The sequence below is a fragment of the uncultured Deefgea sp. genome (assembly GCF_947072475.1).
GTDB lineage: Bacteria > Pseudomonadota > Gammaproteobacteria > Burkholderiales > Chitinibacteraceae > Deefgea.
The window spans coordinates 1-8821 of record NZ_CAMTIA010000088.1; the positions used below are offsets into that span (position 1 = coordinate 1).

Below are 8821 nucleotides of genomic sequence, written 5' to 3' on the forward strand. Positions count from 1 at the left end.
GTCACTGAATTGACGAACCTACCTAGCGTTGCACTTACTATTTGAACCTGTGATTAATTGATTGGCATAATTAATGGGGCCATTTTTCGGGCATTCATTTAAATCGAAGAATGAATCGTTAATTATGTAATTAATGCATATTAATAATTCGTCTTGCCTTGATTTACCTCGCAAAATGTCAAGTAAAATACGCGCGAATCAAACGCCATTTGTATTTGATTTTTATTGTTTTTTTTAAACAATATGGCGATATGGGGAGTGTTAAGAAGTCGAGGCGTCGAACGATGACTTAACAATGTGTAGGCTGAGCGTTTTACTGACAATATGGATTTAAATTAAATATGGCACTCATGGGTTGGCTGCGAGCAAAACTGTCTAGTCGTGACACTGAGAACGATAGTGATAATGAAGCGTTGGTTTTGACATCGGAAGAAGAAAATCTCGATGGACTTAATTTAACCAGCGCTTTGGCGGCACACACCGCATGGAAAACGCGCTTAAGTAATGAATTAGAAGGTGATAGTGCTGAGAAACTAGATATCTCTTTATTATCGCAAGATAATCAGTGTGAGTTGGGGCGGTGGCTATATGGCGAGGGCAGTCTTAAGTATTCGCATATCCCTGAATTTAATATGGTGTGTCGTGCCCATTCGGAATTTCATTTTTGTGCGGCAGAAGTGGTGATTGAACATCAATCGGGTGCTGTTGAGCATGCTAAATCGTTGTTAAAAGGCAAGTTTCGCCAAGCATCCAATAAAAATCAATTAGAACTGGTGCGATTTTTTGCGGTGGCCAAAAAATTACTTTAAGTTCGATTTAAATATTGTTTATATGGATTTTAAAGTCTTCGATCCAAAGCAAAAACCCGCGTCTGAAACGCGGGTTTTTTATTGCTTAGGGTTTAGAGAAAGGCCAGTAAAGGAGAAATACAGAGCAAGATGCCGGTCGCAATAATCACTTTGAGTGACCAGCCTTTGTATTGATGCAATGCCGGTACTTTGTAAACTAAATATGCTGGAATCAAGCAACCGATTAAACCAAAGATCGGGCTACAGATTGAAGTAAAGCTGAGCACCGGAGCGTTGAGTGCAATTGCGCTCCATGAGAGCAAGATCGTGAAGAGGATAATGCCTTTGGCGACCAGTGCTTTATTAATTTGTTCTTCTTTATAAAAACGGCGCAATACATTGAGTGCAATCCCTTGGCAGGCTTCGCGAAAGCCAAGGTAAACACCAAAATAGGCCGTCATCACAGCAAAGATATTCAAGACCAAACTAAAGATTTTAACGGTATCGCCCGGTACGCTTTTGGCCACCATGGCCAATGCTGAGATATTTTGTTCCGATGCTTGTACTGCTTGCTCATGACCCATCGCCAAAGTGAATGACACGGCGTAAAAGAACACGGTGACAAACAAAATACCAAAGGCAATATTCATTGCACGCATGGCTTTAAATTGCGCTACATCGCGAGATTTTTCTCGGGCGCGATACGAGATCACCATCGGGCTTAAGCTTTGGATAAACAGAATCGACGTTAAAGTGAACGGCAACATAATAATGGCATCGGGAATTAACTGACTCAGCGCAGGAATGGCACCGATATTGTTAAAGTCCCATTGGCTGACCATCATCAAGCCAAGAATCGCCACCACACCGAGCTTGGTAATCACCATGCCAGATGAAATTTTAAATAGTAGTTTCTCACCACGAGAAGCGAGCGCAACCAGTATGCAGATCAGCCCAAGACCATAAAATGGGTTGCTTGACAGCAAGGTTTCGGTCGCACCAAAACTTTGTAAAAACGACGCGCTGTCGTTGGTAATGGCGGTTGAATACACAAAGACCCAGATGACCAGCATGATGAAATACAACACGCCGAGCAAAATGCCCCAGTTTTTACCCAGATAACCCGAAATCACGCCAGCGTAGTCATCACACTTTGGCGAAGTGGCCAAGGTATTGATAAACAGTTTTTGAAACATATACATGGCGGGATAGCCGATGACTGACGAGAGCAAAAAGACCCATAGCCCCATCAAGCCCACCTGAACCGGTAAAAATACAATCCCCGCACCGATGGCCATGCCGATACTCATAATCACCCAGCCCCAGTCAGTACTATCAAAGCGGGTGGCTTCTTTCCATTGTTGAGGGCTCATCTGACTTCGACTGAGTTTGATGTCTTGTTCTGCAGCGCTGCTTAAGGGCTGTCCCATGATGAATTCCTTCTCTCGATATTGTGTGATGACTTTGGATGACAGGGTGCTCATCCTTGCTGGCTAGATGGCATTACATATGCCGAAACGCGTTTGCTCTGGCCAAGATAGTGCTATTGCAGGGGGCGAGATTTGATGTGGATCAAATTTTAATGTAAGTTTGATAAATATAGTTTCATGAGAATAATTATTTATTGTTTTGCTGGTTTTGAGCGTGATGATCTGTCGTTTAAAAGCTGCACTTATTATTTCGTAGTGAAAAAACGGGGTTTTATCAGGATTTCGGGGTCGAAGTGATAAAATTCACGCTTATGTAGTGATTGATTTTTTATCGTTAAGATTGCTATACTCTCGATAAGATAAATTTTATTGTGTTCAGTCCGATGAAAATACAAATAGAGGCCCAATTATTGGTCGATTTTATTGCCGCTGTTTTGGGTAAAGATTCTGAAGTGGTGGTGCATGATTTATCCGATGTGAGTGCATCGCTTGCGGCGATTAGCAATGGGCATTTATCTGGCCGTGCCGTAGGCGCTCCGGCGACCGATTTGGCGCTGCGCATGCTGCAAGAATGTATGCAGGCGAGCGATGTGAGTTACAAACTCAATTACCGCAGTAAGACGCGAGGTGGTGTGTTGCTGCGCTCTTCCACTTTGATTATTAAAGGCGAGCATGGTCAAGCCGCAGCCATGCTCTGCGTGAATACCGATGACAAGCGCTTGCTTGAGTTGCAAGAGTCGGTCAATCGGCTGCTCCCGGCGGATATGACCGAGCAGCATCAGGAGTTGTTGTCGGCTTCGGTCGACGATGTTGGGCAAGAAATTTTACACAGTGTGCTAGAGCAATACCCGATCACGCCATCGCGCATGTCGGCTGATGAAAAATCCCAAGTCGTTAAAGATTTGGAGCAACGTGGTTTGTTTTCAATTCGTGGCTTTGTCGCCAAAACAGCAGCGATTCTCGAGATTTCTGAGCCTACGCTGTATCGCTATCTAAAAACCAATACTCATTAAACCCTGTGCGGTGCGCCACCAGCGCAGCAGCATGCTGAGATACTTGACATCAAAAAGGTCTGAAAACTCATGAATATGTCTTCTTCACACGCCCTTTGGCCTGAATTTATTAAAGCCGTGCAGCACGAAGTGGCACCGGCCTTGGGCTGCACTGAGCCGATTTCTTTGGCTTTAGCTTCAGCAATTGCTGCGCAGCATTTAGCCAAAACACCTGAGCGAATTGACGCTAAAGTTTCGGCCAATTTAATGAAAAACGGCATGGGTGTGACAGTACCGGGTACGGGCACGGTGGGGCTTAAAATTGCTGCGGCGGTGGGCGCGCTGGCGGGTAATCCAGATGGCAAATTGGAAGTGCTCAAAGGCTTAACTCAGGCGCAAGTCGATGCAGGTAAGGCGATGATTGCCGAGCAGCGCGTGTCTTTGTCGATTGCCGATGTGCCACATATTTTGTATTCAGAGGCGTGTGTATTTCACGGTGAGGAATGGGCCAAGGTGCGTATTGCCGATAGCCACACGCGGGTTGTTTATATTGAGCACAATGGCCAAGTTATTTTTGAATTGGCCGACGTGGATGCGGCAACGGCTGCCGCGGCTTACGATATTGCCAGCGCCAAAGCGCAAGATGTATATGATTTTGCCACGCTGGCCCCCTTAGAAATGATTGATTTTATCGACGCTGCCGGTGTGCTCAACGACGCTTTGTCGCAAGAAGGGATGAAGGGCACGTTGGGCTTACACATTGGCGCTACATTGCAGCGACAAATCGCAACGGGCCTGATGTCGGAAGGCTTATTAAGTAATATTTTGATTCGCACCACCGCCGCGTCAGACGCCCGAATGGGCGGTGCCACATTGCCAGCAATGAGTAATTCTGGCTCGGGTAATCAGGGTATTGCCGCGACGATGCCGGTGGTGGTGGTGGCTGAGCATATACAGGCGAGTAAAGAGCAATTAACTCGCGCTTTGATGTTGTCGCATTTAATGGCGATTTATATTCACAGCAAACTACCGAAACTATCGGCTTTATGCGCGGTCACAACAGCATCGATGGGCGCCGCTGCGGGTGTGGCATGGCTGCTGACAGGCAACTTTAAAACCGTGAGCATGGCGATATCGAGCATGATTGGCGATTTATCCGGCATGGTATGCGATGGCGCATCTAATAGTTGCGCGATGAAAGTCTCAACCTCGGCCCAATCGTTGTATAAATCGGTGTTGATGGCGATGGATGGCGTGGGCGTAACGGGCAATGAAGGGATTGTGGCGCATGACGTTGATCAATCGATCAATAATTTAGGCCAGCTGGCCTGTCAGGGCATGGTACAAACTGACGTACAGATTTTGCAAATTATGCTGCATAAGCAAGCCAAATAACGCATTTATGCCAGATTCATTTCTGGGCATTGCGTTTGTTTTTAGTTTTGAATAAGGAATGATGATGAAAGAAATTATTTATACCGACGCCGCACCAGCAGCGATTGGTCCGTATTCACAAGCGACTGCATTTGGAAACCTGATTTTTACTTCGGGCCAAATTCCATTAGTGCCAGCAACGGGTGAAGTGATTGCCGGTGATGTATCGGTGCAAGCGCGCCAAGCGTTGGAAAACCTGAAAGCGGTGTTGCAGCAAGGCAATAGCTCGCTCGACAATGTGTTGAAAACCACCTGCTTTTTGGCCGATATGGCTGATTTTGCCGCGTTTAACGTGATCTACACCGAGTATTTTGGTGCCGGCGTTCCAGCGCGCTCTTGCGTTGCTGTGAAAACCTTGCCAAAAAATGTTTTGGTTGAAGTGGAAGCCATTGCATATCGCGTTTAAGTTTTAATTTAACGCGCTAGGCGCGAATAAAATAATCACCGCCAGCTTTCAATTTAGAAAGCGCAAGGCGGTGATTTTTTTTGCCTGGCACTTTTGTTTGAGCAATTCAAATCCGCTTTGCTGTTGAGGTTTTTGCCGTTTCTGAAATACAACAGTTTGTATTTTATTTCAAAATTGTTACATCTTTTTTGTTGGCCTTTTTGCTGCGTCTGCTTAGGTATGGTGGGGTATATTTATCTATAGGCTTATTTGTATGTCTTTGTAATATATACCTATGTTTTATTTGCTTTCACTTTCGACTCTGGGTTGAGCTCTCAACGCCGAGCGCGCGCGGGTGTGCGGTGTTTTTGGATGGGGGATAACCCGCGTGTTGATGGTATTTCGCTATGGCAAAATCCAGCCGGGGTTGGTTTATATCAAATAAAAATAAGATCTGGAGCTGTGGTGAAAACAAATTTTCCGATAACAGAACATGAAGTGTTGGTGAGTAAAGCTCGACCGTTAGTGACCAAAACAGATTTAAAGGGCGTGATTACGTATGCAAACCGCAGTTTTATTGAAATTAGCGGGTTTACTGAGCGCGAATTAATCGGCCAATCGCACAATATGGTGCGCCATCCTTTTATGCCCGAGGCGGCGTTTTTTGATATGTGGCGCTCGCTTAAGGCCGATCAGCCTTGGCAGGGCATGGTTAAAAATCGAACTAAGTCAGGTGATTTTTATTGGGTGCATGCCTACGTTACCTGCTTGTATGACAACGGGATCAAGACTGGCTATATGTCGGTGCGATCAATGCCAAGCGACGCTGAAAAACGCGCCGCGCAGGCTTTATATCAAGCCGTAAATCAGCGGCAGGCAACGTTACCGGTGAGTTTGGCGCGGCCTGGGTTTTCATTGGCGCAGTTGGGGGTAATGTTTTGCTTACCGATTTTATTGCTATTAATCGGTCTGTGCTGGATGGTGCCAAGTGCTTGGCTGTGGGCTGTGGCGTTGATGCTGTGGATTGCTGGCGGGGTGTGGTGGTTAACGCGGCAAGCCGCGCAAGGCTTACAGCAGGCGGCGTCGGCATTGGCTTTGTTTGCTGAAGGGCAGTTTAGTCATTCCTTAACGCCAAGTGGCTTTAGGGAAATGAAAAGCGTATTGATGCGGCTTGAATCAATGCGGATTAATTTGCGGGCTTTACTCGCTGATGTGGTGATGACAGGGCGTGAAGTGGCGCAAGCGGCGCAGACGGCCAAGTTAGAAGCGCAGCAGGTGGAGCTGCGCTCGGGGAAAACTGCAGAAGAAATTACTCGAATTGCGGCCGCTTTAGAGGAGTTGTCGGTGTCGGTTGAGGATATTTCTGACACCACGCAGCGCTCTGAGCAGAGCGCCAATGAGGCTTGCCAGCAAGTGAGTGTTGGCGCGCAAAAAATGACGCAATCGAAATTAGCCAATGACGCGGTGAGCGAGCAAGTGCGGATGTCGTGTACCGCCATTGGTGAGCTCAATTCAGTGGCTCAGCAAATTGAATCGATTACTGCGGTGATTAATCAAATCGCCGATCGCACCAATTTATTGGCGCTGAACGCGAGCATCGAGGCCGCTCGCGCTGGCGAGCATGGCCGTGGATTTTCGGTGGTGGCTGATGAGGTGAGAAAACTCGCCGAAAGTACCGGCAGTAATATCAGTGATATTTCGCAAGCGATTTTGGCCTTGCGCGCGCAAGTGTTGGCAACGCAAGAGCAAATCAACACTGTGTCAGTTAGTAGTGAACAGGCCAATCAGCAAATTGATCAAACGGTTGAAAGCTTAGATAGCCTGCGGCAATCGAGTGCTTTGATTGTGATTGCTGCGGGTGAAGTGGCCAATATGCTGGCGCAGCAAGTGAAGGCGACGACTGATGTTGCGCAAAGTATGGAGGCGGTGAGTGTCTTGACCGAGGAAAATCATCAAGGCATTCAAAGGACCAAAACTTGCGCCACCCAGCTGCAATCATCGGCGCATTCTTTGCATTTGCTGCTGGCGTATTTTGAAAAATCACTCTAAACGTCGCAGCATTGGTGCGAGCGAAAGCTGGAACTGATGCTGTTGCTAAAGATCCAATCGCTGGGTTGCGGCTCAGCGATTGGTGTTCGCACCGCGAGTTAAAAATAATTCGTCATTTTTCGGTCTGCGCGTTAATAATCTATTTAGCTAGAAATCATCGTGAAAGGTTTAAAGCGTGGTCAGCAGCAAGGTGCTGGCGTATTTGAATGTTCTTTTTAAGGCAAAAGATCAAGCTAAGTAGCTAAGGGCTGTTGACGTTTTTTTCTTGGGCGCTATAGCGTCATTCTGGTTAATTTATTGGAGTATATGAATGAAGCTAAATAAAATCGCAGCATTGGTGGTAATACTCTTAGCGGGTGCGGTGAGCGCCAAGCCGCTTACCGTATGCACTGAGGCCAGCCCTGATGGCTTTGATGTGGTGCAATACAATTCGCTGACCAATACCAATACCAATGCGGCAGCTGATCCGATTTTTAATCGTTTGCTCGAATACGATGCAGCGACAGGCAAGCTGGTTCCGAGCTTGGCACAATCGTGGCAGGTGAGCGACGATCAATTGCAATACACGTTTAAATTACGCAAAAACGTTGCTTTTCAAAAAACCGATTATTTTCAGCCCAGTCGCGCTTTAAATGCCGATGATGTGTTGTTTAGTTTTCAGCGCATGCTCGACCCAAATCATCCGTGGTATGCCAGCGCCCCCAATGGCTATCCGCACGCGCAATCTTTTGGCTTGGCTAAATTGATTGCGAGTATTAAAAAAACCGCCGATGACACGGTGGTGATTCAGCTTAAACAAGCCGATGCGACTTTTTTGCCGCTGCTCAGTATGGGGTTTACGTCGATTTATTCGGCGCAATACGCCGATCAATTGTTGGCGGCCAATCAACAGGGCCAGTTAAATACTAAGCCGATTGGCACCGGGCCTTTTGCGCTGAAAAGCTTTCAAAAAGACGCGGTGATTCGCTACGACGCGCACCCCAATTATTTTGCCGGCAAGCCCAAGTCAGACAAACTGATTTACGCCATCACCGCCGATCCGGTGGTGCGGGTACAAAAAGTTAAAGCGGGTGAATGCCAAGTTGCGCTGGGGGTGAAGCCGCAAGATATCACTGCCGTGCGTAACGATAAAAAGCTCAAGGTATTGAGTACGCCGATGTTTGCGACGGCGTTTGTGGCGATCAATACCCAGCACAAGCCATTAGATAAGGTTGAAGTGCGCCAAGCGCTGCAATTGGCTTTTGATCAAAAAGCCTATCTGGCGGCGGTGTTTGAAGGCACGGCCAGCGCAGCGCAAGGGCCTTTTCCGCCAGCAACGTGGAGCTATTTGGCTGGCAATCATGAAGCACAAAATCTAAGCAAAGCCAAAGCACTTTTGACCAAGGCGGGCTTGCCCAATGGTTTTGAAACGACGATTTGGGTGCGCCCTAGCGGCAGCACTTTGAACCCTAATCCGCGTATGGGCGCTGAAATGCTGCAGGCCGATTTGGCCAAAATCGGCGTGCGGGCCGAAATTAAAACCATAGAATGGGCCGAACTCATTAAGCGCGCCAAAGCCGGTGAGCACGACCTGCTGTTTATGGGTTGGACTGGCGATAATGGCGATCCGGATAATTTTTTAACCCCGCAGTTCGCGTGTGCTTCGGTGGAATCTGGGCTTAATTTTGCGCGCTTTTGCCAGCCGCAACTCGATGGCTTGATTCGATCAGGCAAAACCACCGCCAAACTTGCCGAGCGTACTCA

The 8821-nt window shown here is 47.3% G+C and carries 7 protein-coding genes; 6 read left to right on the forward strand and 1 reads right to left on the reverse strand.

From position 1 onward, the window contains the following. Window positions 1–341 precede the first annotated feature (341 nt). Window positions 342–809: a CZB domain-containing protein gene (locus Q0V82_RS15985; RefSeq protein ID WP_297577350.1), complete on the forward strand. Its 468-nt coding sequence runs from the start codon at window positions 342–344 to the stop codon at window positions 807–809. A gap of 92 nt (window positions 810–901) precedes the next feature. Here the strand turns inward: Q0V82_RS15985 and Q0V82_RS15990 are convergent, their stop codons facing one another. Continuing rightward, window positions 902–2218, reverse strand: a complete 1317-nt coding sequence (locus Q0V82_RS15990; RefSeq protein WP_297577352.1) for a hypothetical protein — start codon at window positions 2216–2218, stop codon at window positions 902–904. Between the two features lie 383 nt (window positions 2219–2601). Between Q0V82_RS15990 and Q0V82_RS15995 the strand changes: the two genes are divergently transcribed. The 5 genes from Q0V82_RS15995 to Q0V82_RS16015 all read left to right on the forward strand — a co-directional run. Next, window positions 2602–3231 carry a transcriptional regulator gene (locus tag Q0V82_RS15995; protein WP_297577354.1) on the forward strand — a complete coding sequence of 210 codons (630 nt, stop codon included), beginning with the start codon at window positions 2602–2604 and terminating at the stop codon, window positions 3229–3231. Between the two features lie 69 nt (window positions 3232–3300). Further along, window positions 3301–4605, forward strand: a complete 1305-nt coding sequence (locus tag Q0V82_RS16000; RefSeq protein ID WP_297577356.1) for a serine dehydratase subunit alpha family protein — start codon at window positions 3301–3303, stop codon at window positions 4603–4605. Window positions 4606–4666: 61 nt separating this feature from the next. Continuing rightward, entirely contained in the window at window positions 4667–5050 is a 384-nt protein-coding gene (locus Q0V82_RS16005; RefSeq protein WP_374758560.1) for a RidA family protein, read from the forward strand. A gap of 444 nt (window positions 5051–5494) precedes the next feature. Next, window positions 5495–7078 carry a methyl-accepting chemotaxis protein gene (locus Q0V82_RS16010; protein ID WP_297577359.1) on the forward strand — a complete coding sequence of 528 codons (1584 nt, stop codon included), beginning with the start codon at window positions 5495–5497 and terminating at the stop codon, window positions 7076–7078. Window positions 7079–7388: 310 nt separating this feature from the next. After that, window positions 7389–8821 (forward strand): ABC transporter substrate-binding protein (locus Q0V82_RS16015; RefSeq protein WP_297577361.1); only part of this gene is annotated, 1433 nt, incomplete at its 3' end.